22 protein-coding genes are annotated in these 22789 nt (G+C 31.5%); 8 read left to right on the top strand and 14 right to left on the bottom strand.

The annotated features are described in order from the left end of the window. Positions 1–7: 7 nt before the first annotated feature. The 5 genes from HMPREF0631_RS09995 to HMPREF0631_RS04145 all read right to left on the bottom strand — a co-directional run bounded on the left by HMPREF0631_RS09995 (position 8) and on the right by HMPREF0631_RS04145 (position 6121). Complete coding sequence (locus HMPREF0631_RS09995) at positions 8–157, bottom strand: hypothetical protein (protein WP_002843633.1); 150 nt, start codon at positions 155–157, stop codon at positions 8–10. A gap of 457 nt (positions 158–614) precedes the next feature. After that, positions 615–1025 (bottom strand): sigma-70 RNA polymerase sigma factor region 4 domain-containing protein, encoded by a 411-nt coding sequence (locus HMPREF0631_RS04160; RefSeq protein ID WP_002843645.1) that lies wholly within the window; start codon positions 1023–1025, stop codon positions 615–617. Between the two features lie 256 nt (positions 1026–1281). Continuing rightward, on the bottom strand, positions 1282–2643 hold the full coding sequence (locus HMPREF0631_RS04155) for an MATE family efflux transporter (protein ID WP_002843655.1): 1362 nt from the start codon (positions 2641–2643) through the stop codon (positions 1282–1284). 15 nt (positions 2644–2658) lie between these two features. Beyond that, the gene (locus tag HMPREF0631_RS04150; protein ID WP_002843634.1) at positions 2659–4377 is read right to left on the bottom strand and encodes an ABC transporter ATP-binding protein; all 1719 of its coding nucleotides are present in this window, start codon (positions 4375–4377) and stop codon (positions 2659–2661) included. Positions 4378–4387: 10 nt separating this feature from the next. Next, entirely contained in the window at positions 4388–6121 is a 1734-nt protein-coding gene (locus HMPREF0631_RS04145; RefSeq protein ID WP_002843630.1) for an ABC transporter ATP-binding protein, read from the bottom strand. 232 nt (positions 6122–6353) lie between these two features. On the opposite strand from HMPREF0631_RS04145, the gene HMPREF0631_RS04140 reads away from it, so the two are divergent. From HMPREF0631_RS04140 to HMPREF0631_RS04105, 8 genes are all read left to right on the top strand, one after another. Beyond that, entirely contained in the window at positions 6354–7328 is a 975-nt protein-coding gene (locus tag HMPREF0631_RS04140; protein ID WP_002843648.1) for a helix-turn-helix transcriptional regulator, read from the top strand. Positions 7329–7543: 215 nt separating this feature from the next. Beyond that, positions 7544–8479 carry an ABC transporter permease gene (locus HMPREF0631_RS04135; RefSeq protein WP_002843642.1) on the top strand — a complete coding sequence of 312 codons (936 nt, stop codon included), beginning with the start codon at positions 7544–7546 and terminating at the stop codon, positions 8477–8479. Continuing rightward, positions 8480–9298 carry an ABC transporter permease gene (locus HMPREF0631_RS04130; protein WP_002843647.1) on the top strand — a complete coding sequence of 273 codons (819 nt, stop codon included), beginning with the start codon at positions 8480–8482 and terminating at the stop codon, positions 9296–9298. A gap of 2 nt (positions 9299–9300) precedes the next feature. Next, a complete protein-coding gene (locus HMPREF0631_RS04125) occupies positions 9301–10104 on the top strand; it encodes an ABC transporter ATP-binding protein (protein ID WP_002843643.1) in 804 nt (267 codons plus the stop codon). Further along, on the top strand, positions 10088–10867 hold the full coding sequence (locus HMPREF0631_RS04120) for an ABC transporter ATP-binding protein (RefSeq protein WP_002843631.1): 780 nt from the start codon (positions 10088–10090) through the stop codon (positions 10865–10867). The genes HMPREF0631_RS04125 and HMPREF0631_RS04120 overlap by 17 nt, the downstream gene beginning before the upstream one ends. 71 nt (positions 10868–10938) lie before the next feature. Then, positions 10939–12573: an ABC transporter substrate-binding protein gene (locus HMPREF0631_RS04115; protein WP_002843664.1), complete on the top strand. Its 1635-nt coding sequence runs from the start codon at positions 10939–10941 to the stop codon at positions 12571–12573. Positions 12574–12750: 177 nt separating this feature from the next. Further along, on the top strand, positions 12751–13110 hold the full coding sequence (locus tag HMPREF0631_RS04110) for a plasmid mobilization protein (protein WP_002843650.1): 360 nt from the start codon (positions 12751–12753) through the stop codon (positions 13108–13110). Further along, positions 13111–14442: a relaxase/mobilization nuclease domain-containing protein gene (locus HMPREF0631_RS04105; protein WP_002843654.1), complete on the top strand. Its 1332-nt coding sequence runs from the start codon at positions 13111–13113 to the stop codon at positions 14440–14442. A 17-nt stretch (positions 14443–14459) separates the two neighbouring features. Here HMPREF0631_RS04105 and qatD read toward each other — a convergent pair whose 3' ends face one another. The 9 genes from qatD to HMPREF0631_RS10485 all read right to left on the bottom strand — a co-directional run bounded on the left by qatD (position 14460) and on the right by HMPREF0631_RS10485 (position 22778). Continuing rightward, positions 14460–15191 (bottom strand): Qat anti-phage system TatD family nuclease QatD, encoded by a 732-nt coding sequence (qatD, locus tag HMPREF0631_RS04100; protein WP_002843659.1) that lies wholly within the window; start codon positions 15189–15191, stop codon positions 14460–14462. Then, on the bottom strand, positions 15184–16470 hold the full coding sequence (qatC, locus tag HMPREF0631_RS04095) for a Qat anti-phage system QueC-like protein QatC (RefSeq protein WP_002843657.1): 1287 nt from the start codon (positions 16468–16470) through the stop codon (positions 15184–15186). Before qatC ends, qatD begins: the two co-directional genes overlap by 8 nt. Then, positions 16467–17234, bottom strand: a complete 768-nt coding sequence (locus HMPREF0631_RS04090) for a hypothetical protein (protein WP_002843646.1) — start codon at positions 17232–17234, stop codon at positions 16467–16469. Before HMPREF0631_RS04090 ends, qatC begins: the two co-directional genes overlap by 4 nt. A gap of 17 nt (positions 17235–17251) precedes the next feature. Beyond that, positions 17252–19072 (bottom strand): KAP family P-loop NTPase fold protein, encoded by a 1821-nt coding sequence (locus HMPREF0631_RS04085; RefSeq protein WP_002843652.1) that lies wholly within the window; start codon positions 19070–19072, stop codon positions 17252–17254. Between the two features lie 34 nt (positions 19073–19106). Then, positions 19107–21227 carry a DNA cytosine methyltransferase gene (locus HMPREF0631_RS04080; protein ID WP_002843662.1) on the bottom strand — a complete coding sequence of 707 codons (2121 nt, stop codon included), beginning with the start codon at positions 21225–21227 and terminating at the stop codon, positions 19107–19109. Between the two features lie 8 nt (positions 21228–21235). Further along, the gene (locus HMPREF0631_RS09990) at positions 21236–21340 is read right to left on the bottom strand and encodes a DNA cytosine methyltransferase (RefSeq protein WP_147614608.1); all 105 of its coding nucleotides are present in this window, start codon (positions 21338–21340) and stop codon (positions 21236–21238) included. Next, positions 21333–21563, bottom strand: a complete 231-nt coding sequence (locus HMPREF0631_RS04075) for a helix-turn-helix domain-containing protein (RefSeq protein ID WP_000041070.1) — start codon at positions 21561–21563, stop codon at positions 21333–21335. Before HMPREF0631_RS04075 ends, HMPREF0631_RS09990 begins: the two co-directional genes overlap by 8 nt. A 146-nt stretch (positions 21564–21709) precedes the next feature. Further along, positions 21710–22369: a hypothetical protein gene (locus HMPREF0631_RS04070; RefSeq protein ID WP_002843625.1), complete on the bottom strand. Its 660-nt coding sequence runs from the start codon at positions 22367–22369 to the stop codon at positions 21710–21712. A gap of 52 nt (positions 22370–22421) precedes the next feature. Next, positions 22422–22778, bottom strand: coding sequence for a hypothetical protein (locus tag HMPREF0631_RS10485; RefSeq protein WP_229031603.1), 357 nt, complete (start codon positions 22776–22778; stop codon positions 22422–22424). Positions 22779–22789 lie beyond the last annotated feature (11 nt).

Raw genomic sequence — 22789 nt, 5'->3', positions numbered from 1 at the left:
GTCAGCCCTATAGTTTTATGACCGACCTTAAAAGGTGCATTTCAATAATATCCAGCAAATCAAGCTTTTCGCTCTTGCTGCTTGAGTAGGTTATCTTCTTCTCATAATTTTTCTCTATTTGCTTTTTATCTTCATTTTTCTTGTTTTCATTTTTCATGATCATAACCTCGCATTTAATCGAATATAAGTTTTTTGACATTGGTAGGTGCTTGGCAGCAACATAGGAATCTCACCTCCGCCTCTTATTCCAGACGAGCCGGCTTAAACTATTGAAGTATCATTATCACTACTTGTTTCAACGAACAGATTGCCACATCTGTTTTTATGTATTCTTATTTATCGCTCGCTTTCTTGTTTCCTTGATTTATCAGTATTCATAAAACCAAAATTTCTTTCAGCAGAAAGGTCATGGCGTAAGTCATAATTCTCCACAAGTAGATAAAGTCCTACCTTGGTCTATTCAGTTGTCAAAGAGCAATATTTGAAAGGGATTGTTTTCTTTACATTTTCCTATTTGCCATAAGCAGGCACATCTCTTACTCAAGAAAGTAAAGGAGGTCAAACTCCCCTTCACTTTACATAAGGAAAATTTGACCCCTTTGGTTACCAAAGTTTTAAAGTTCTTCGATAAATTTTTTCAACTTTTCAAGAATTTTGTTTCTTCTTTTGATTAAAGCCGGATGTGTAATACTTTTGAGCTTTGCCACTGAACGAACCGTTTCATCATTGAAATACAGTCTTTCGATAATATCTCTTTCTTCTGCATTAAGTCTTGATATAGCACTTCTGACTGCTTCAATCATCATCTGTGTTTCAACAATCTTTTCTACATCAACACTTTCATCAACAATATTATCTACAAAATGTCCATCATGATCCATTGAAGAAAAAAAGAGCAAGTGGTTTTTCTTGTCCACCTGCTCTAAATACTTTTCGTGTTCTTTTTCTCGCCAGTAGACTTTATATATCTGCTCGCTGACTTTAACCTTTTGCCCGTTTACATAAAGGTAATATTCTTTTGGCATTTTATTTCCTCCATTTCTTTTTGTCTGCGTTTTTAGACAAAAAAAGGAGGACTTCTGCACATAGGCATAATAAGTCCTCTGAAATGAAAGAAACTTTCTCTTTCTCTATATTTTAAATTTGATTGTTTATGATAATTACCAGTATCAAAAAGGGCTATTGTTTTTTTCTATATGAATAACCGACCCTACATAACACATAGTAATTACCTCCACTATTTAATCCATTTTTCTTTTACCTCACCTTTAAAAATACGCATTAAATCACTCCTACTTTTTCAGAATTCTTTTTTCTACTTATCGTTCTATGCACACTTATGGCAAATGGTATTGTTATAAGCGTTGTTATGAAATCCGAAACGGCTTGAGCGTATATAACACCGTTTAATCCGATAAACTGGGGCAAAACCAGAATTATAGGAATAAATACGATTCCTTGTCTACAAATATTCAAAAAGCCTCCCTCAAGGGCTTTGCCCATTGAAAGATACAATGTAGAGTAAGTAAATTGAAATCCAAATGTAACAAACATTATTACACCTGCCCTTAATGCAGGAACCGCAATTTTTAGAACATCATCACCAGTTCCGAATATTGATAATATACTTGGTGCAAAAATATAAATAATAGCAGTCCAAGCTACACAAAAAATGTTAGTCCATTTTATACAGCATTTAATTGCCTCATCTAATCTTGTATAATTTTTCGCTCCGTAATTAAAACCTGCTAACGGTTGTAATCCTTTCATATATCCAAATACTACATTTGTTCCTAATGTAACAATTCTGAGAACTATTCCCATAGCCGCAATTGCTTCTTCTCCATATAATGATGCAGACGAAGATATTTTACTGATAGATATACTTGAAAACACCTGTAGTAGAAACATAGAAATTCCTACTTTTAGAATTTCTTTATAGATACCGGATGTAGGCTTAAAATTAATTAGTCTTATTTCAAGAAAACTTTTCCCTCCTTTGAAATAAAACAGATACATTAAACCTGTTACCAATTGGGAAATTAAAGTTGCAATAGCAGCTCCTTTTACACCTAAATCAAACTTATAAATAAAAACTGGATCTAAAATCATATTAAGTACGGAGCCTACAATCATTGCTTTCAAAGAAACTTTAGCCGCTCCTTGTGATACTGCTATATTTCCTGAAGTTACATTTATTGTGCTAAATATTGCACTTGCGATAAATATACCAGCATATATCTTTGCCATATCCATAATCGAAGGAATAGCACCCATGAATTTTAGAACTTCAGTTAAGAACAGAAATAAAAGCACTCCTACTGTCAAACCGATAACAGCACTTGAAAACATTGACACTGTTGCGACAGTATCTGCTTCTTTCTTATTTTTTCCTCCTAACAAACGAGAAATATATGAACCTGCTCCCGCACCAAAAGTTAAACCTATTCCGGAAAATATTAATGAAATAGGAAATGCAACGGATACAGCAGCAACTGCTTGTTTTCCCAAACCAGATACAAAATATGTATCCACGACATTATATAATGCCATCACCAACATACTTATAACCATTGGCATTCCAAGTTTAAAGAGTGCCTTTGTTATATTTTCTTCGCTCATAATTTTTACTTTATCGTTCACTTTATACTCCCTTCATCAGTCTTTTTTCGATTCTATTTGTTTTGTTATCATCTTGTAATAATGACCCTTTTTCTCAAATAATTCTGCATGATTTCCAATCTCTTCTATTTTTCCTTTATTCAGCAAAATGATTTGATCTGCATTTTTTATCGTATGAAGTCTGTGTGCAATAACAAACACTGTTTTTCCTTTTATTAAATGCTCAAAGGCTTTGTTAATCTTCATTTCATTATCCGCATCTAATGATGCTGTGAATTCATCTAATAGTAATATTGGAGCATTTTTCAAAATAGCTCTGGCAATACTAATTCTTTGCTTTTCACCTCCAGAAAGAGATGTTCCTCCTTCAGCGACTTTCGTATTATAGCTCTCCGGCAATGAAGTGATAAAATCATGACAACAAGCTATTTTTGAAGCCTCTATTACATCGTCATAACTTGCATTCGGATTTCCTATCAGAATATTGTTAAATATAGTATCTGATAGCAAAATATTTTCTTGGAACACAGCTCCAACTGAAGCTAATAAACTATCAGGATTGATATTTTTAATATTCTTATTGCCAATTAAAATTTCTCCATTTGTTACATCCCAAAATCTTGCAACTAAATTCATTATTGTACTTTTCCCTGCCCCAGATTCTCCAATTAGAGCTGTTACACTTACCTCATTTGCCGTAAAACTTATATTATGCAATACCTCTTTATTATCATCGTATGAGAAATAAACATCTTTAAATTCCACAGAATAACTACATATTTCATCTTCCTTATTATCGAAATCAAATGTTTTATACTTCATAACTTCATCCAAATTATTGGAAGCAATTTTCAGGTTTTTTAGCATAATATAGTATCTTTCAAATGAGCTTAAAATCCCTGACAAAGCAATTCCCATAACCATGAAAGCGATAAGTGATTCTCCTTTAAAATCTCCTTCTAAAAACAAATAGCCCCCACCCAACAGAGTCATTGGGATTATGAAATTCACTAATGAAGCATATAGTGCTGTTGGTAGTGCCAACTTCATTTCAGTGCTAATGCCATTTTTTCTCACTAAATCCATATTGTTTTTTAATCTCTCGAAATTTGATGCCTGCATATTATATGCTCTGAAAACCTTAATACCGCCTATATATTCCAATACAGTGGAAATCATAGTTTCATTTATCCTTCGTTTATCTATCTCCAGTATTTTGGCTGTTTTTTCTCCAAAGATTAAGATAGGAATGGAAAGAAAAATCACAAAGCATTCTGCAAGAGCCAGTTTATAATTGATAAAAAATGTACCAATTATCAGAAATATACACATCGTTGCCATTTTTATTAAGAATGGCAATGTGTGTGAAAGCAATCCTTCAAAACTTGTCAAATCATTTGTTAAAGTATTGATTAAATATCCTTTGCTATTTTTATTAAAGTATCCTAAACTTAATTTTCTAAAATGATTAGCTAATTTAATTCTCAATTCCCCTGTAATCTCAAAAGAATTTTCAAAAGACATTAAGTAACTTTTTCTATATGCTAAAATTCTCAGTATCACAGCCGCCAGACATACAACAGTATATTTGACTACGCCGTTCATATTTAATGTCCCGTTGAAAATATCAATAATCGTCAAATACAAAATAAAATATGTCACCATACTTCCTAAGCTGTCTAAGCACATAAGAAATATAGGGAAATACAGTTTTCCAAAATTTTTTCCTATCAATTTTTTTATATCTTTAACCATACTATCCCCCCTACTCAACATAATTTTGTATATAAATATTCCACATATCTGCATAATGCCCGCCTAAATCAATAAGCTCATTATGTGCCCCTTGTTCAACAATTTTCCCTTTTTCAAAAACCACAATTTTATCAGCATTCTTTATTGTGTGCAGTCTGTGAGCAATCATAATCACTGTTTTATTCTTTAATAAGTTCTCTAATGCAATTTGAATCTTATGTTCATTTTCAATATCGGAATAAGATGTCGCTTCATCAAAAATAATAATCGGGGCATCCTTTAAGATCGCTCTTGCAATGCTGATTCTCTGCTTTTGACCTCCAGATAATTTAAAGCCTTTATCACCAATTTTAGTTTTATATCCATCAGGCAAGCCAGAAATAAAATCATGTATTTGAGCATTTTTGGCAGCATAATATACTTCTTCTTCATTGACATTTAAGCCCATTCTGATATTTTCAAATAATGTATCCTCCATAATAAAGACATCTTGAAAAACAAAAGAAATTGATGCCATAAGCGAGTCCGTACTTAACTCATTAATTGGAATACCGGATATTCTAATTTCGCCACTGTCAACATTCCAATACCTTCCTATCAGTGTTGCAGCAGTCGTTTTACCTGCTCCCGATTCACCAACAAATGCAGTAAATGATTTAGGCTCTATCTTCATTGAAATATTTTTCAATACAAGGTTGTTTTCATCATATCCAAAATTCACATTTTCAAATTCTATTTCTAACGATTCTGATTTAACCCTTTTTTCGCCGTTTTTTTCAACAGGAGCAGAAAATAATTTCTTTATATTTACAAGCCCGCTATTTAGCTCTATTCTTCCCATAGCGATATTGAACAAATTAAAAAATGTTCTATAAAAACACATCGTCAATAACATAAATACAAGTAATTCTTGTGATGAAATCAATTTATTTAAATATAAATAGCCTCCAATAGGTAAAGTAAATAGCACTCCTGAATCTAAGATTACAATCGTGAATGCGAGTGGATAACAAGAGCATTTAGCCATATCTTTAAGACATTTAGTATATTTTTTTGATGATTTGCTTAAGCTGACAAACTTATCTGCTGTCAGTCCAAACATTTTTATTATGGACATACAGTTCACATATTCATTCGTTACTCCCATCACCTCCGAAAATGTATTGGTATACTTCATTGTTAAATCTGGATATTTTCTCATCATGAATGTAGGTAAAAAAACACCCACAATAACGGGTATTATCATAACCAATGTCATCCAAATGTTTATACGAAACATTAATACAATCGCTATAACAGGAATTACTATTGCCTGAATTATCTCAACTAAATTATGTGCTATAAAGACCTCAAGTTTTTCTATATCGTCAAATAACGCTGCTTTTAATTCTCCTGTTGATTTATTGTTGAAAAACCCCAAATTTACTTTTGATAGATATTCCAAAGCTTCCATTTTTAAACGGTGCATAATGTTGTAGGCTGCGACATGAGTACATATCATTGTTGCCGACATCAAAATATTTTGTAAGATGGTCGATATAACCATAACCAATGACCACATCAATACTGTATGAATGTTAAGAGTCTTACCTATTAAAGATAAAATCATCTGATACAAAATAACATAGGGGGTAAATGATAAAACTCCACTGAATATCCCTAACAATACACCTATAAAAATTTTGACTTTTTCATATTTCAACAATGAAAATATACTTATGTTTTTTTCATCAAGTCTTTCCATGTTCTCTCACCTCTTTATCGTTTATTATCACTAATAGGGTATGATAAAGGAAAAAATAAATCAACATATTGCATTTCATAAATAATCCAGTCTAAATATTGATATAACCCCTTTATTTAAGCCATTTTTATCGTTTTTTTTCGTTTAATAATTAAAAATATCGTGATATAAATTTGGTTGATTATGATATTAAATTATGGTAGAATGATATAATGATAAGGAGGTATGTTTCATGAAAAAAACAGTCATTAAATATTACGAAGAGCTTCCACAAAATTTGCATTTTTATAAAATAGAAGAAGAGTCAACATTAGGTAATAATTTCTACCGAATGAATGCCGAATATGGTTGTGGTAGTGTGCAAGTAATGAATTTCCACAATCAATTTCTAATTATTATTGCCGACTTTATCCCAAGTAACAATTTTGAAAAGGTATCTGAAATAGAAGAAGAATATTTTGAAATCAGTCAATTTGAAACAGATTCCAGTTACTTCAAGGTAGGCGGAAAAAAAGTGAAACAAGTAGATAAGGGAATTTGTTGTTATGCAAATACAAGAAAAAGTGCCTATGCTTTTTGTGAGTCAAACAAATCAACCTGTTTTACAAAAGTAATCATAACAAAGAAATACTTTGATTCATTTTTAGAAGAAAGATTTGGTAATGCCTATGAAACCTCAAAAGATGCTTTAGACTTTCTTGTAGAAAACCCCAACTCTCCGGAATTAAATTTTGTTTTTCAGCAAATAAAAGATTGTCCTGCTGTTGGAAATACCAGAAATTTATATATGGAAGGAAAGGTAATTGAAATACTTTCGCTTATAACAAACACGATAGAAATGAAAAAAAATCGTCCTCATATTTCTGTAAAATTAGATCGTAAAGACAAGCGTTCATTGAATAAAGTTATTACATTCATGAAACATAATCTTTCATCCTATCCTTCTATTGAAGAATTGTCTAAAATAGCTAATATGAGCTGTTCTCGTTTCCAAATGGCTTTTAGACAAGTATACGGGACAACTGTTTACGAGTATCTAAAAGTAATGCGAATGAATTATGCTCTTCTTTTATTACAGGATACGGATGATAAGATTTATCATATTGCTCTAAAAGTCGGATACAAAAATGCAGGGCATTTCGCAAAAATTTTTAAATCAACATTTAAGATGAGTCCTATGGAATATCGTAATATTCACCATCTATAGCATATATGGTATCATGATATTTTTTATATGTATCACAATATTTTAACTTATTGTTCTTATACCTCTTCTTAAATCCTTATTTTCAGCGATTAAACATGGACTTTTAGCGTTTTTTTAATGAAACTAATCGCCCTTGTTTATAAGTCTAATATAATGTAAAATGTGAGTTAGTTAAGCTAGGCTAACTCACATTTTTTAGTTAAGGAGGGATTATTTTGAGAATCATAAATAAATTTTTCAGATTGGTTTTAGTGCTATTTATGATCAGTATAATATCCTTTTTTCTGGCAAATATATCCTCCATTGACTCTGCTGAAACAATCGGACATCATCTGTATGGTAATCCAAGCCAAGAACAAATTGAAAATATTCGTATAGAGAAAGGATTGGATAAACCTGCACCTATTCAATATATAAAATGGTTGCAACACGCATTGGTTGGTGATTTAGGAATATCCTATCAAACATCAAATCCTGTATTAAGCGATATTAAAGATAAACTTTTTGCCACTGTTAAACTGGTAATTGTATCTCTTTTTTTTATTGCGGTGATTACTATTCCTCTTAGTTTAGTTTCAGCGTACAAAAAAGATACTTTAATAGATAAATCTATTCAAGTTATAACCATATTAGGTATTTCTGTGCCTTCATTTTGGCTCGGATATGTACTTTTATCTATATTTGCAATTAAACTTCCCATTTTTAAAGTTGTCGAATACGGAAACTTTAGAAGTTTGATTCTTCCAGCAGCAACTCTGGCAGCACCTGTTATTTCTTCATCTGTAAAGATATTAAGAACCACACTATTAGAAAATTCCGAGCAGGAATATGTTACATACGCCAGAGCAAGAGGATTATCCTACAAAAGAATATTATACGCACACATTCTAAAAAACTCTCTTCCCCCAATGATTACTTTATTTTTTCAAAATATAGGAATGATGATTGCAGGAAGTGTAATTGTGGAGAATGTATTCTCATGGCCGGGACTCGGAGCATATTTTATGTCAGCCATTGTAAATCGAGATACTCCAGCAATTACCGGTTGTATGTTAATACTTGGTATGATCTTCGTTATATCAAACTATGTATCCGAAAGTATCAATCATTTTTTAAATCCTCATATTTTTACTATAGAGGAGGATAATTAAATGTTTCGCAAAATACTTGCCAACAAACAACTATTATTCGGTTTATCACTGATAATAATTTTTATTACTATCGCTATATTCGCACCATTGATTGCACCAAATAACCCTTATGAAGTAGACATTAGCCAGAAGTTTCTGACTCCATCTCACAACTTTCCTTTAGGTACAGATCAATTAGGGCGTTGTGTTTTATCAAGGCTTATTTATGGAGCCCGATACTCACTTAGCATTGCATTTCCAAGTATTTTCATTTTAGCCTTAATTAGTACCATTGTCGGAACTATAAGTGCTTGGTTTGAAGGTTTTTTAGATAAACTAATTTTGTTGCTTTGTGATGTTTTTATGGCATTTCCACCTATTGTCATTGTTCTATCTCTTTTAGGAATACTTGGTCAAGGCAGCATAAATTTAATCATTTCCATAATTTTATCTATGTGGATTTGGTTTGTAAAAGTAATTAGAAGTTATGTTCTAATTGAGAAAAGGAAGAACTATATCATTGCAGCTAAAATTTCAGGATGCAACTCCATAGAAATTATAGTTAAACATATATTTCCTAATATTGCTCCTCTCATAGTTGTGTATTTTAGTACAGGAATTGCAGCTATTATTCTAATGATTTCAGGTTATTCCTTTTTAGGCGTAGGACTATCTGAAAACATTCCGGAATGGGGAATTATGTTGTCAAACTCAAAACAATACCTATACTCAAATCCAACACTTATTATTTATCCCGGATTATGTATTCTTCTAACTTCTGCCGGATTTAATATTTTTGGAGAATCTTTAAGAGATGTACTTTCCCCGAAGGAGGATTAGATATGAATACACTACTTCAAGTTAGAAATTTAAGTGTGATACACAGAAAAACAAAACAGAAATTGGTCAATAATGTAAATTTCAGTCTTAATAAGAGCGAGATTTTAGGTATTATCGGTGAAAGTGGAAGTGGCAAAACATTAACTTGTCGTTGTATCCTTGATCTGTTGAGTAAAAAAACATTTGATATAAGCGGTGAAATTATATTTGAGAATAAAAACATCATTTCTTTACCTGAAGAAAAATTGAATTTAATTCGTGGAAATAAAATAGCACTAATAATGCAAAATCCTATTGTTGCCTTTGATCCTATGACAAGAATAGGCAAGCAAATGATTGAATCAATACAAATACACAAAAACTTACACAAAAATGAGATTCTATCTATGTTAGAGAAAATGCTAATCGAATTTGGAATGAAAGATGTCCACAGAATTTTTCGCAGTTTTCCTTCTCAGCTAAGCGGAGGAATGTTGCAAAGATTGATGATTATATTAGCTTTGTCATTATCTCCCGACATAATAATTGCAGATGAAGCTACGACTGCACTTGATATAAAAACTCAATCTACTGTTTTAGATGAGTTTAAAAAGATAAAGGAAATGGGAATTTCACTTATAATCGTTACTCATGATTTTGGCGTAATCGCAAAACTTGCTGATAATGTAGTTGTTATGAAAGATGGGAATTTTATTGAAAGTGGAACTGTATACGACATATTTGATTCTCCAAAAAACAGCTATACCAAAGAACTTCTACTTTCCAATCTTTTGAAAGGAGGTAAAAAAAATGATTGTTGCAAATAGTTTGAGTAGAAAATATCAGTGTGATTCATCGGGTAATAAGGAGTTTATATCTGTAGATAATGTTTCATTTACTTTACTTCCTAACTCATCTTATTCACTGGTTGGTGAAAGCGGATCTGGAAAAAGTACACTTTCTCTAATGCTATCTGCCATTCTTCCCCCCAGTGAAGGCACAATTTATTTTAATGATAAAGACATATGGAAAATGAATAAAAAAGAACTTCTCGCTATGAGAAAAGATATGCAACTGGTATTGCAAGACAGTTCTGGAGCTTTGAATCCCAGAAAAAAGATTTGCGAAAGTCTGTATGAACCTATCAGCAAATTATGCCACTTAGATAAAGCAGAAATCAACTCGTTGATTTTATCAACATTACAAAAAGTGGAACTTCCTGAAACGGTTTTATCTAAATATCCCCATGAGTTATCTGGCGGACAACAAAGTCGAGTTTGTATAGCAAGGGCAATATGTGTAAACCCTAAATATATTATTTTCGATGAGTCTGTCAGTGGATTAGATTCAACTGTACGCAAGAAAATTTTAGACCTTCTCATAGATATAAGAATACAAAACAATATTACCTACTTATTTATTACTCATGATATTGATGTTGCTCTATATATGGCAAATCACATATTTGTTATGAAAGGAGGAAAAATAGTGGAAGAAATACCTAATGCTGTTTCGTATGATTCATTTCATGGAGAATATTCAAGGGAGCTCATCAATGCCCTACCTCCTAAATCTCCATATGACAGATGATTTACGAAACTACTTAAAGTTAATGATGGGCAAAAACAAAAAAATATAGTTTAAAGAAAGGATGTGTTTTTATGAAAAATACAAAAAAATTTTTAGGAGTATTACTTGTATTCGTTATGATACTATCTATTACAACGGGTTGCAGTTCAAAAAACGGAAATGAAAACTCACAAAAAACAAAAGAGTTAACATTCTGTGAAAGTTGGAATTTTGATGGAGGTTTCTCCGTCTTTCAAGAACCTTTAATGGCAAATGGAACTTTCGGATTGTTATACTACATTCCCAACTTCTATGAAACGCTTATAAAATATGAAAATGGAAAAATTACTCCGGGACTTGCTGACAAGTGGGAAGTCAGCAAAGACAACATGACTTATACTTTCAACCTAAAAAAGAATATTAAATTCTCTGATGGGGAAGAATTAACTGCCGAAGTGGTAAAGAAAAATTTTGAAAATGTTGGTAAAAATTTAGGAACATACAATGGTTTCTTTGGTTTAACAAGCACACTGATAGAAAAAGTTACTGTTATTGACAAGCATACTGTATCCGTAAAGTTATCAAACCCATATTATGGAGCTCTTACAGATTTTACACTTCCTTTGCCAATGGGAATTATGTCACCAAAAGCATTTAATGAAGATGGTTCTCTATCCGACTCAATTAAAAATGCTACAATGGGAACCGGTCCGTATATGTATGATGGTAAGAAAGAAAATGATACTTATACATTTGTGAAAAATCCGAATTATGACCGTAAAAAAGTTGATGTAGAAACTTTTAAGATCAAAGTTATTCCAGATAACGATGCAAAATTACTTGCTCTGAGAAACAATGAAATAGATATGATTCTCGGCACTAACAACCTAAGCTATGATTCTTATAACACTTTGCAGAAAGATAAGAATTTTACAGGAAAAACATCAGAAACAGTTATACAGACCAGATATGTTGGAATCAATTCGGACATCGCTCCATTTAATGATATTTCAGTTAGAAAAGCTATAAATCATGCCATAAATACCGAGTCCATAAGAAAAAATATTTTAGGCGATGTAGAAAAAGAAGCAACTTCTATATTAGATAAAAATTTGCCATATTGTAATGTTGACACCGAATCATACTCTTATTCTGAACAAAAGGCAAAAGAATTACTTGAAAAAGCAGGTTGGAAAGATCAAGATGGCGATGGCATTCGTGAAAAAGACGGTGTTAAACTTTCTGTTAATATTTCTTGTGCCAGTGAACAAGCTATGCTAAAAGATATTTCTGAAGCCATTGCAACAGATCTAAAGAAAGTAGGATTTGAAACGAAAACTTCCAGTTCTGAAACAATGAATCATTTTAAAAATGTTTCTGAAGGAAAATATCAAATGGCGATTGGAATAACATATAATATTCCTATGGATCCTTACAGACTGGTTGCAGCATTTTCCAAAAATCCTGTCATGGATAATATGACATCAAAAGCATTAACCAGCATGAAAAATTCAGATGAAGCAATTAGAAGTTTAAACGCAATGACTGATGAAAAAGAAATACAAAAAGTATACAATAGTATTATAACTGCACTACATGACGATGCTGTATTGATTCCTATTTCAAGAACAGTAGGAATGACTACTTTTAACTCCAGCAAAATAGCTGATTATACATTCAGTTTTGAACCGGATTATTTAGATGTATCAAACATAAAAACAAAATAAATTAAACTTGCTTAACGCTTGCTACAAATCATTCTTTTGTAGCAAGCACAGTAAGTGTGTACCCACTTACGAAAAATCGATGAAGCAGCCCCTCGTGGAGTTGCTTCTTTTTTTATCAATTTTAGCTTGTTAGGGAGTACCCTAAGACCCCAGATTTTATGAAAGGAAGTAACAAATATGGCAAATAGAATTAGAAATATACAACTTAAAATCAACTTGACGGAAAAAGAAAAGGCACTCTTTGAAAAGAAAATGAAGATGGCAAAGTGCAAGACCATGAACCATTTTTTAAGAAAAGTAGTATCTGAAACAGATATTTATGTTGTTGATTTACAGCCCTTTAGAGAAATTCAGGGACTACTTTTTCGATACGCAAGTAGCGTAAATCAAATTGCTAAACGAGTTAATTCAACAGGAATTGTCTATAGAGATGACATTAAAGATATGCAGTCCCAAATTGAACATCTATCAAAAGAAATATGGCAAATACATTCCCTACTGCTCAATAAAACTACAAACAAAGGAGATGACATATAAGTGGCAATCACAAAAATACATCCTATAAAATCTACACTTAATCTTGCTATTGATTATATTACCAACGAAGAAAAAACCGATGAAAAGATTTTGGTAAGCACTCACAACTGCTTTGCTTCTACTGCTCATACATCTTTTTTAAAGACAAGAGAAGATAACAAAGTGAGTGGTTCTGTACTTGCAAGACACCTTATTCAATCTTTTCTACCCGGTGAAGTAACGCCCGAAATGGCACATCAAATCGGTCTTGAACTGTGTAAAAAGATATTAAAGGACGAATACGAATTTGTACTATCTACTCACATAGATAAAGGGCATATCCACAATCACATCATATTCAATAATGTAAATATGGTTACAGGCAAATGCTACCAGTCCAACAAGAGAAACTATCATCAAATTAGGTATCAAAGCGATAAACTATGCAAAGAAAATAATCTATCTGTTATTGATGAGTTCTACGAAACTTATAGGAAGAAATACAAGACTAATGGTAAGTCTTGGTATGAAAATGACCAATTTAAGAAAGGTACTTCTTGGAAAAGTAAGCTTCAATTTGATATAGATAGAGCTATTAAACAATCCAAAGATTGGGATGATTTTATAAAGAGAATGGCTGCCCTTAATTATGAGATCAAATATGGAAAACACATTGCATTTAAGCACAAGGACAAAGAAAGATTTACAAGAGCTAAGACTATCGGAGAAGATTATACTGAGGATAGATTAAAAGAGCGTATCTTAGATAATGCTAATCAAAGAACCTATGCTGTTAAAAAACGTATCGGAAATATTATAGATATTGCAAATAATGAAAAGATAAAATCAAGCAGAGGCTACGAGTATTGGGCTACAAAACATAATTTAAAAACTGCAGCCAATACTGTTCTTTTGATGCGTGAAAAAGGATTTAAGTCTATCTCCCAGCTTGATGAATACATTAAAGAGAGTGCATTAAAAAGACAAGATTTACAGGATCAAATCAAAGTTATTGATAACAAAATTTCAACTCTATCAAATACTATGGAGCAAGTTCATACTGTTACGAAGTATCGTCAAATTTATCTAGCTTATAAGAAAGATACGACTGATAAAGCATTTTATGATGAATATAAATCACAGATTATCTTGTATCAGAACGCCCTTGCAGAACTCAAAAAATCCTACACAAAGCTCCCTAATTCTAAGGATATTCTAAAAGAACTTGATTCATTGCATGAAAAAAAGAATACCCTAATGCAAGAGTATTCTTCTGCAAAATCCGATATGAAAGAACTGTATCAGATCAGAAAAAATTATGAGAAATATATGGGTAAGGAGATAGAGAGGTGATTCAATTTATTATATGCTCACAATAGAATTGTTCTAAAGTTTTCTTTTAGTTTTATGCAAATAAACTGTTTCTCTAGATTTTTACTAACACTTAAATATTCAATAATATCATTCATAAAAGATATATTATAAGTTGTATGAAGTCCCTCGGTAAATGGTGCATCGCTTTCAAGGAGTATTCTATCTATTGGAATCATATCAATAATAGTTCTCCCATTTTTACTCTTTATCATTTGTTGATTTATGGAGAAAAAATAACCTCTCGATATTGCAATTTTTAAATTACTTAAATTACCAGTGTACCAATGCAATATTACTTTTCCCTCAAATCCATCAAGAATTTTCAAACAGTCATTTTCTGCCTTTCTTGTATGAACACTTATTATCTTTTTGTTATCAGCTTTACATAAATCAACAATTTTTTTAAATACTTCTTTTTGCTTATCTACATTTTCTATATTTTTGGCAGAATAATCTAACCCAATTTCTCCAATATAACGTGTTGTTTTCATATATTTTTCAAAAATATTAATTTGAGCATAATATTCTGCGGCCAACTCTGGATGAAAACCTAATGCTAATCTTACATATTTATAATCCCAATTCTCGGCATAGTATTTCCTATACAAATCTGGTAGATTGGTTACTGCAAGAGTATAAGACTTCTTATCTTCAATATATTTCAAAACTTCATATTTATTTTTGTATAGGTCAAAGTGCATATGCATATCCATATAAAAGTTAGTCATCCAATTCCTCCAAATATGTTTTTAATTCCTCCATACCTCTAATATACAGATTTGCATAATCTTCAATATTATTCTCTATAGAGCCACTAGATTGAATTGTCATAAAAGCGTATTTAGGATTAAATTTTCTTAATCCTAAACGATACGAATTTAAACAAGTTCTAGAAACCTTGCCTCCATTAAATTTATTATCCCTATATGAACTTTGATCTATAATGCCTGCACGCATGATTGCTGCTTGTCTTATTACGCACGGTAAACAGTAACCACAATGCCTAGCTTCTTTTTCTTTTTGCATTCTACCATTATCTGGATGTGAACAGGACATAGTATTATCCAAATTTTCTCTAACAAAAGATTGATTTTTGCAGTTCAACAACATTTCACCTTTTGTTTTAAATTGATACGGATTAACTAACGTTACTTTTAATTCAATTAAATCTAACAACTTTTGAAACAAGCCCATATAATGTGGGTGTGTTGTTCTTGTGCTACTTGTACCTATTCGAGAAAATGTGCTAGGAATATTTAATGAAATAAAACCATTTTCTGGTATAACCAACTGAACTTGCTTTCTCAAACATGATGCAACTGCTAATGCGTGAGAGAAAAACATGAAAGAACGTGTTCTTGTAGTATCTTCAATACCTGACACAATCTTTGCATAATACTGATGGAAATCTCTTGATTCTAATGAATACTGATTAATAAACTTTTCTTTAAGAATATCTTGAAATTCCTTTGTTCCTTTCCCGCCACCATAATGGCTCACAAATAATGTTTTATCACTATTACTTTCCAACAAATCTATTGCACCAATAAACGAATCCATTCCGCCTGAAAACATACAAATTTGATCATAACTTTTTATTTTTTGCTTTGATTTTTTCCATTTATTGTTGTTTATCTTTTCCTCTTCAGATTGCTCTCTTCTTCTAAAAATAAAAGTCCATTTATCGCCGCTTAAAAAATTCAACATTTCCTCAAGCGTTGATTTTGCATTTTGCCACATATCATATTCTAAAATAGGCATGTATATAGAAAATTCTCTACTCCATCCATCATGCGCATCTTTTCTTAAACATAATCTATCCGCTGCAAAAACAGCCATAGAAATGTAAAGCAAATCTAACGCTTCTTGACTGTACCAATACGGTAATTTGTTTTTATTCTTCCAAAATGTATATGAAAAAGAATTGGAGTCGAAAAAATCAACATTTATTGCTTGTTCATCAACTTCAAAAGTATCTGTTTTATTTATGTGACAAACTATTTTCATAAGATTCCCTCCATAACTTTCAAACAGCATTCATGCATATCTCTAATCGTAGACGAAATATTTTTATTTATTATATTACCTTGCTTATTAAACTCAATATCTACAATTCCCATAATCATATCTTTAAATTCGCATTCCGTAGCATATGAATCATCTGCATTTGTTATATACATTTCTAAACGACTACCTAAGTCTTTCATCATTGTAATCCAAATATATGCACCAACATATTCTTTTAAGGCTTCATGCATTAATTCAATTGACATATTATTTAGAGAGTCTATATCCATCGAATTATTTTCAACATAATCAAATACTTTAGAAAGAGCTGCTTGTGTAGCTTCCTTTGCCACAATATCTTCTTTAGTGCTTGAATTAGGTGCAATTACATCTACTAACCTAGAAAAAATCGCCTCTACAGATTTACCTTCGTATTCAATTCCGAGATTTTTAAAAGTTACCTTCACGCCATTAGTGACAATGCCATTAAAAAAGTTCCCCAGATTTCCTCCAGCTTTTCTTCCAGAGTATGACTGTGAAGCCAAACTTCTAGCTCCCCCAGCTGCTTTAACATATTGTCTTGCTATATGCTTTGCGGAACTGTATGTACCACCACTCTTTACAAACTTTGACATATCTGACTTAACTGTCTTCCATTTGACTGGTTCCGTTATATCAGTGTCTTCATCTTGATTAGGGTTATAATCTTCTGGTAACAAGGGATTTCTATCATTCCTACCATTAAAAATACTTGATGTCCCCATAAGCCCCTCCTCTTATACTATTTTTCTAACAGTTTTTCTATTCCAATTTTTAAGCCTTGTTTGTTCTTATCCCATTGAGATGCCATCTCTAAAATTTCTACTTTCTTATTCATTTTATTTGCATATTCAGCTATATAACTTATACAACCAAGATTAATTTGCGAGCCACTAAGTGATTGTAAATAACTGAGAGTATCATTGGTTAACTCAGTTCTTTGCTGCGCAAACAGTAGAAATGATTTCATCAATTCTTTGGCTATTGTTGTTTCAGATATCATGGAAGAATTCATAGCTTCAAGAATTGCAGCTGCATCAGCATCTGATATATTTGCAACAGATTTAATTGCTTGTTGAATTTTAACGTCTGATTTTGAAAGAAGTTGTTCCAATATTTCTTGGGCTTCTGGCGAAAGAAAAGATGATATACGACTAATTTTTTCATCTAATGAGGTTCTTGTAAAATAAAAATATGTATTGAGGTTTTCCTCAGATAATTTAGGATCTATTTTACACCAATTTAAAAACCAATTATCTTCTCTCCAAATTTTTAACTTATCGCTATTCTCTGGTGTACCATTCTCGAATAGTATTAATTCTTTACTTAAACTATTATCCGCTGCCATCTCTGCTATTTTATTGAAAATTCTTGGTTTTATATATTCCAACATCATTATCTTTGCAAGAATTTTTCTATCCAATTTCTTATTCTTATAAGATGCCATTTGCAATCTCATATACATGGAATTCAAGAAGCGTTTACACTGACGAGGGTTTCCATGCAATCCATTAGATAAAACAAATGCCAGCTGATTTGCAATAGAAAGTGATTCTACAATATTTGAATAATTATCTTCTTTATCTGAAAATAAAGTTATAATTGATTCGATCTTAAATCTCTCGAAATCCTCTTTTTTCTTCTCAACTATCCATGATAGAGCCTGTTGAAAATTTTCTTCCGATAATTCCGACTGTAAAAGTAAACATGCAATATAAATTTCCACCTCATCTGCATTTAATTGTGGGATGCGAATAGGATATTGTATTAATTTCTCAAGATATTCCTTCCCAATATCAATCTGAATGCCTTCTATATCTCTAAATTTACTTTTAACTGCATACGAAATATGACGTTCATCAGCACCAATAACGAAAGCAACTTTTCCCTTAAAGAGAAATAATTTTATTGCTTCAAGTGTTTCTAAAATAGTATCTGGTCTACATCTATCCAATTCATCTATAAAAACAACTAAACGACTAATTTTTGTTTCTTCTAACAAAGATGCAAATGCTTTTTGAAATTTTCTAATATCCTCACGTAACTCTTTGTTATTTAATTCGCTTTCAATATTAGATTTAATTTTTTCTAAATCAGTGACTTCTATTTTTTCTTGACCATATTTCAATACCTGATTCATTGTTATGCCAAGCAAAGAACCAATCCCTCCTGTCACTAAAAAATCAGTTCCATATTTCAATGCACCTTTTACCAATTTAAATTTATCAACACTTTTATATAACCCTTTAATAATTTCTTGTGCCTTTTTAGTTAATTGTGTTTCTTTACTAATCTCATCAAGAATAGTACCTAATATCGCCGTTTTTGCGTCTTCATAATTTTCAAATAGCCAACCATTAAATACTAAACATTTAATTCTTTCATCTTCCTTAATCAAACGCTCTTTGCACATATACATCAAGCTTGACTTCCCACTCCCCCAGTCACCATATACTCCAACACTCGCTGGTAAAAGAGAATCATCTGTGATGATACTTTGAAGCGTTTGTATTAAGTAATCGTAATCAAGAAAATCAAGCTCAGTTTCACTATCTTTCCACATTTATTCACCTCATATATCAGGATAATTTCTTAGTCTATTTGCGTTCGCAAACCTTGTTCCATGCGATTTTATGTTCAAAATTAATTTCAGTGTTTTCGGATAAGTTCTTTACATACTTCTCAACAAAAATATCTGTGTTATCAAGTAATCTCAAATAATACTTTAATGTAGGAAACACACCATTCACTATGATTTGACATCCATGTTCTTCTCTGATTTTACATATCATTTCATCTATTGCCACTCGGTCATCCTCACTAGGTGCAACCGTACTTAATAAATAGTATCTTTGTACAGGTTTTTCACTTATTTTTTTATAAGCATCCTCAATCATAATTGCATTGACTGGTATTTCAAACTTAACTTCAACCACTTCATAAATAGAATTATCATTGTCATTTCGAACAACAATATCCCCGGTCTCTCCACTACTCCTATCACAACTATTATGAGATGCTAGCTTATCTAAAGTTTTTCCATTAAAACGTTTAAGCTCATCTGTAATACACTGATAAATACTATATAATGCAACGACAGGAAGTATAGACGCTCCTCGACTCTTATATTGAAAATAAAAATGCTCATATAAAGATTTCATAATCTCATTAATTGTTAGTGAGGTTTCCTTTTCTATTGGATTAACAAGAATCACTGTCTTATCTTTTTTGCATTTAATGCTATACGCCATTATAGCTGTCACATATTTTTCGGGATCTGCTCCATTTACTTCAACATCATTAAGAATATTTAAAAATGCCGCCTTTACATTTTTATTCTGAATTTTCCCTGGAAAATCTAATTCATACGGGATATTTTGTTCAAGACTTCTAGTTAACCAACCAGACTCTTTCATTGCACCAAGGAATCTTTTTTGTTTCATAAATGGAGTTACGTACTTAGTATCAAAACTTCTCCCACTATATCCATTTTCCATATTTGCTTGATGTCTTCTCACATCCTGTTCAGGATGTAAGCTTTTATATACTAAACTAGTTAATAGAACAGTAAATACACCTTTAAATGTCTCTTCTTTATCAACTATAATTTTAACCATTTCAATCTGATTCTCCATTAAACCAATCGAATCTAAGTTACCTATTTTTTCAGCTTCATTATATTTTTCTTCTAAAAATTTTGTTTCTCTTTCCATCATTTCTCCTCCAACAAAAAATTGTTTTACAATTTCATCTGCTACTGCTTTTACCATATTCACACAAATTGAATTGCCAATACGCGCATACAGATTTGCAGTACTGCCTGTTTTTTTATAATTTTCTGGAAATCCCATGAATCTAAAACACTCATCCATTGTTAACTTTCTTACTACATCTCCATCTTTTATAAAATATCTTCCACTAGATTCTTGAGATGCTAATGTAGGATGTATTCCAGAGGATGAATAAATTCTATTAGGCTGTTTATGGACTCTAGATAGGTGTTCCGTACCTGGTCTAACACCCACAGTTCTTATTTTTTTATTTCTATACCCACAAAACATTAACCCTGATTTTGATTGTTTTTTTATTTGTGAATCATCAAGAATTGTATAACTTTCTTTAGGAAGTATTTCAAAGTCAGCAACCTTATCTAAAAATGGTTTCATTGTTTCAATAGTATTCGTCTTTAGCTTTGTAAAATCAAAAGCTCTACCATTCAGGTTTCCAACTATAATGATTCTTTCTCTATTTTGAGGAACCCCAAAATTTCTAGCATTAAGTACTTTGTAAACAACTGTATAACCTAACTCCGATAGTACAGACAACATAACGGTAAGCGTTCTTCCTGAATCATGTTTTTCAAGATTTGACACATTTTCTAAAACAAACGCTTTAGGTTTTTTTTCTTCTATAATTCGACAAATATCAAAAAATAAGGTTCCTCTTGTTTCATCATAAAATCCTTTTTGCTTTCCACAAATTGAAAATGCTTGACATGGAAAACCTGCACAAAGAATATCAAAATCAGGAATATCCTTTGGATTAAGTTGCGTTATATCACATCTTGGATTTTCCCCGAAATTTAATTCATACATTTCACAAGCATGATCATCTATCTCTGAACTAAAAACGCACTTACATCCTGCATTTTCAAAACCTAATCTAAATCCACCTATGCCAGCAAAAAGGTCAATAAACTTTAATTTTTTATCTACCATTCTATACCTCATTCATTTATTTTCTTAAATATATTTATATTTCCAGCGTCTAAAAATCCTTTGGATAGCCCACCAGCTCCTGAAAATAAATCTATAACTGTAAACTTAGACACCCGTTTTTCCTCCATCTTCAATACTTACACACTCTACAATTTCCGAAATATCGCATTCCAATACATCACATATCCTTAGCAATACGTCAGTAGTAACATTTTCACCATTTTTTATTTTATAGAATGTACTTTTACTTACTTTTGCTTTATCCATAAGCTCAGTATTTTTCATTTCTATATCTATTAATTTCTTAAATAATTTTTTATAGCTTAGTTTCGACATGATTATCCTCCAGTCTTATCCATCTTAACATCATATCTGTTCTATTATAACATAATAATAGAACTTTTAGTAGTATTTTTTTCTTTTTTCTCGAACTAATTTTGCAATAAAAAAACGGTGCAGCCCGAAGACCACACCGACATATTCTATCTCTCAGTTTCCTTTGAAGATTCTTTCTTCTCCATTGGTTTTGCTTTTTCTTCAGCCTTATATTTCTTAATCGCTCCAAGCACAGATTCTTTCTTTTCTTCTTTGTTCTTCATCTGTTCCTTTGCTTTTAAAAGCTTAGATGATAGGATTCTAACGTTAGTATGTTCCTTACCATTATCATCAACAGAAGTTCTAACCTGTCCAAAGAGTTTTACAAAGTCACCTTGCTTAAAATCCTTTGGAATATCACCCTTATCTCCATAAGCTGAACAATTGGTATAAGTCTTATTTCCCTCATCATTTTTTGACACAACTGAAAAATTAACTACTTTAAAGGCTTCTCCATTTTTATTTTCTCTTTCAATGGTTTCGACCTCACCTACGATATTCCCAACAATATTCACTAGATCATTGTCTTCTTTTTCAATTGTTGCACTGTCTTTAATCTGTCCATTTTCTCTAAGTTCATCAATCAAGTAATCAAACTCATCATTAAGTAAACTCATACTGTCATTATCCATATACTCTTGGTATAACTTTTCCAAGGCATCTTTATCATTGATTCCTTTTTCAAAACTAATTAGTGCCTTTGCAAAATCTTCGTGATTTTCGTTTGCCATTTGTTCTAGTGTATTTCTCATTTCTTTGTAGTTCATAATATACCTCCATTTTTCTACTAAAAATGAAAAGGAGCTTGTAATAAGCTCCTTAGCGTTCATCGTGTTCTTTTGATTTATTTTCTCGTGTTTCTGCTTGTTTTTCTTGTGACTGATATGACTTAATTTGCCCTAAAATAGATGGTTTTTCAGATACCTTTTCTTTGCTTTCTGCTCTTGCATTAAGATTATCCTCTACATCATAAGTAGTTTCAAAATAGTCACTATCTCTAAAGTCATTATCGTATCTATCTGGCACACCATCATTGTCCAAATCTTTTGCAAGCGGATCATAGATATTACCATCGTCATCTCTTTCAAGACCTAATGCTTTTTTTAGGTCATTATCATCAATAGATACAAACTCTCCAAAGTCTCCATATTCCATTTCTTGTTTTAGAAATTCCAATGCCTTTTCTT

Origin of the sequence: Peptostreptococcus anaerobius 653-L (genome assembly GCF_000178095.1) — a bacterium.
GTDB lineage: Bacteria > Bacillota > Clostridia > Peptostreptococcales > Peptostreptococcaceae > Peptostreptococcus > Peptostreptococcus anaerobius.
Note: the sequence above shows the minus strand (reverse complement) of the source record. Positions and strands in the feature narration are given on the sequence as shown.